We start from the raw sequence: 3,506 nt of genomic DNA, 5'->3' as shown, positions 1-3,506 counted from the left end.
AGGCCCTGGCGGGAGGTCTGGGCGGTGGCCTGGGCGGTGGCGATGACCTCGGTGGCGCGCTTGCCGATCTGGGCGCCGGAATGGGTGATCTCGTCGACGGTCGCCGCGGTCTCCTGCACGGCGGCGAATTGCTCCTCGACGGAGGCCGCCTGCTCCTGGACGGAAGCGCGGATCTCGGCGGCGGCGGCGTTGAGGTCGGCGGTCGCCGTCCGGTTGGTCCGGGCGAGATCCGAAAGACCTGCTACCATCGTATTGAGGCTGCGCCCCAAACGGCCGATCTCGTTGTGCCCCCCCTGCCCGAGCGTACCCGACAGGTCGCCTTCGCCGACATGCTCGACGAAACCCATGACGCGCACCAGCGGCCGGACGATCAGGCGGTTGATGGCGATCCCGATCCCAAGGCAGATCAGGAGTGTGAGCAGGGTGCAGCTCCAAAGAGCGAGGCTCTCGTTGCGCTCGGCTTGCGCGACGCGAACGGCCTGCGCCGCGTGGGTCTGTTCCTCCAAGGCGTCGATTGCTGCGAGCTTCCCGCGCAGGGTGTCGAAGAACTGCTTGCCCCTGCCCTCGGCTTCAATGCGCACCGCCTCCGGTCGCGTCGTTGGATCGGCAGCGCCTCGTATGGCGGTCTCGCCGATGTCGGTCTGCCAAGCGCGCGCGGCCGCCTCGGCGTCAGTCATGAGGCGCGATCGCTCGGCATCGTTGCCGATCAAACTCCTCAGCCGGGTGATCGTCTCATCCAGGGCCGGCCGTCCCCAGCGGTAGGGCTCCAGGCTGCTCTCGCGTCCGGTGATGAGGTAGCCGCGCAAACCGGTCTCCTGGTTGAGCATGGCAGTGCGGAAGGCGTCGAGGCCGCGGGCTACTTGGTTTGAACGATCGAGGGCGTCGGTTGCCGCCTGCAACTGGTTGCGGGTCGCTAGGACCGCTCCGCTGCTGAGGATCGACACCAGCGCGATGACGCCGATGGCACCGCCTAGCGTGCGGTTGAGGCCAAACGTGTTCGGCATACTCAGCACTTCCTGCTCGGACCCGCCGACGGCTTTGAACGGTTGCCGCGACGATGACGGCCCAGCCCATAGCGCCCAAACCGCGTTGGGGCGAGCAACAGTCTAAACAGCGAGAAGATGGCGACAGCGGGCAGGCTCGCGACGACGGGTAGGTACGGGACAGTTCCCCATGTCCTGCATGTGAAGCCTCGCGCGGCAGTCGCGTGAGGGGCGCCGCGGCGGGAGAACCGGACGCCGCGAATGCCTGCTCGCGGCCGCGGATCCTCTCGGGAGTGGGTGCGTTGTTCGCCCTCTCGCCAAGCAGGGCGATCGAGTCACAACGCCTGCCTAACATCCGACAGCTCGACGTCCTCATGCAAGCGATCGTATTGCGGCTAAGCCTGCTCCTCGCGCTCATGCCGACCGGCATGGCCCGAGCGGAAACTGAACCTTTGAACGTGCCGATCCTGATGCGCGGGGCGATCGGTGAGGACGCCTGTCCCGAGACGGGGCAGGTGATCGAGATCGGACAGGGCGCCGAGAGCTTCCTGCCGGTTCAGAGCGGCCCGGGCGAGGCCCCGTTCCGTGAGATCGGGCGCCTGCACGATGGTGACACGGTCAAGGTCTGCGAAAAGCTCGGCCCCTGGGTCGGCGTCGTCCACGGCTCGGCACTGCTCGGCTGCCGGACGACGATCATCGTACCGGTCGAACAAAGCTATACCGGCCCCTGCGAGCACGGGTGGGTCCTGACACGCTACGTCAGCTTGAGCAAAGATTAGAACTAGCGCTTGCTGCCTCACCAATAAGCACCCTGATCGCCATTAACCATTAGGTAACGTTCGTTAATAATTCGTTGGCGGAACACCAGACTTTGTGAGGAAATGCGTAGGCGGGTCGATGCCCGCTACGTCCTTCGAGGTCATTATGGTTCGGGTCTCGGCGCTCAGGTACACGGGTCGCCTGGGGACGCGCGCGCTGGCAAGGCTAGCCGCCGCACCCTTGGCCCTTCTTGCCGCTACGGGCACCGCCAGCGCCCATGTGAAGTGGTTCTGCGCCTACGATGTCGCTGGCCAGCCGCGCGGTCTCGAACAGGTCCTGTGCCCTGATTTCGAGTGGGTCACTGCGCTCGCAATAGTCTGCTTGATGGCGGGCTGCCTCGCCGAGGGGACGCCGCTCGGTGGCGCGCTCATGAACGCGCTCGACCGCGTCACCACCCGCATCCGGACCGACACCGAGCTGCTGGTCCGGTGCACGCTCGGGTTCTTCCTAGTCTCGGTCTGGGGGCTTGGCGGCATCATCCTCACGCCCGAACTCAAGACCGATGCGGCCTGGATCCCGTGGCTTCAGCTTGCCATGGCCGCCTGCCTGATCTGGCGCCGGACGATGCCGCTCACCGGCCTCGGCATCGTCTTCCTGTTCAGCTTCGCCACGGCGCAGTACGGTCTCTTCCACCTCGCCGACTACCCGGTGTTCCTGGGCGTTGCCGTCTACCTGATCTGTCAGGGCATCAACCTGAAGCCCTCCGGACTCCGCCCGCTCGATATCGTGCGCTGGAGCGCTGCCATCACCCTGATGTGGGCCTCGGTGGAGAAGTGGGCCTACCCGCAGTGGACCGATCCGCTGCTCGCCGCCAAGCCGCAGATGACCATGGGCGCGCCCCCCTGAGCTGTTCATGCAGGCCGCCGGCGTCATCGAGTTCACCCTGGCCTTCGCCCTGATCTGGACGCCTCTGGTGCGCCGTACCTCGGCGATCATCCTGGCGGCGATTTTCGTCTCGGCGGTGTTCGAGTTCGGCAAGGTCGACGCGATCGGACATTCCGGCATCATTGTCGTGCTGCTCGGGATCGCCGCCGACAACGCGCGGGCCACCGCGCGGGTCCGCGATGCGGCTTGGGCGCCGGCCTACTATTGCGGCGCGCTCGCGATCTTCCTGGCGCTGTACTACGTCGGCCACGAGGCCCTGTACGAAGGCTTGGTCGGCCTGCCGGTGATCTGAGGACGGGACGGTAGGCGGGTCTCAGGGTCGATCCGCCTGCCGGACGTGAACCGCGAGCTTCATTCTGGGGTGGACGCCGCACAGGACGGTGAAATCGCCCTCCCGTGTGAACGCGATGACCGCCCTAGTCCCCGGCTCGATATCGCCGGAGTCGAAGGCGAACTCCTCCGTGTCGACGTAGGCATGATGGACGAAGTTGGAGTCGTCGTTGACGATGGTGATGTGCTCGCCCGTGCGCAGGGAGACCTCTTCCGGCCCGAAGCGCTTCCCCCTCTGCGATATGAGATGGTCCGAGACTGAGCCTAGGCGAATGGCACCGGCCACACCAACAAAGGCAAGCGGTCCCAGTGCACTCAACAAGACTACCGAACCGAATTTAGAGCTGAATCCGGACATATCGTTACCAAAAATTGCAATACCAATCGCTTTAGTTGATCCGCCCCCACTGAAGTGGTCCGCCCTTTGGTATGGCTTTTGAGCCTGGAGGACGGACGACATGGCCAAGCACCCGAAGCCCGAGGAGATCG

At 65.4% G+C, this 3,506-nt stretch carries 3 protein-coding genes and 1 pseudogene; 2 read left to right on the top strand and 2 right to left on the bottom strand.

The window, feature by feature from the left end; genetic code table 11:
• On the bottom strand, window positions 1-1,004 hold a 1,004-nt coding region (locus BM228_RS33335), incomplete at its 3' end, for a CHASE3 domain-containing protein (RefSeq protein ID WP_139234357.1).
• A gap of 353 nt (window positions 1,005-1,357) precedes the next feature.
• On the opposite strand from BM228_RS33335, the gene BM228_RS33330 reads away from it, so the two are divergent.
• Together BM228_RS33330 and BM228_RS33325 are read left to right on the top strand one after the other, a co-directional pair.
• Window positions 1,358-1,762: a hypothetical protein gene (locus BM228_RS33330; RefSeq protein ID WP_139234356.1), complete on the top strand. Its 405-nt coding sequence runs from the start codon at window positions 1,358-1,360 to the stop codon at window positions 1,760-1,762.
• A 145-nt stretch (window positions 1,763-1,907) separates the two neighbouring features.
• A pseudogene (locus BM228_RS33325) lies at window positions 1,908-2,979 on the top strand (hypothetical protein).
• A gap of 21 nt (window positions 2,980-3,000) precedes the next feature.
• On the opposite strand, the gene BM228_RS35220 reads toward BM228_RS33325, so the two are convergent.
• The coding region (locus tag BM228_RS35220) for a cupredoxin domain-containing protein (protein WP_208612153.1) at window positions 3,001-3,506 on the bottom strand (506 nt) is incomplete at its 5' end.

It is taken from the genome of Methylobacterium pseudosasicola (assembly GCF_900114535.1).
In the GTDB taxonomy this organism is placed as follows: Bacteria; Pseudomonadota; Alphaproteobacteria; order Rhizobiales; family Beijerinckiaceae; genus Methylobacterium; species Methylobacterium pseudosasicola.
Note: the sequence above shows the minus strand (reverse complement) of the source record. Positions and strands in the feature narration are given on the sequence as shown.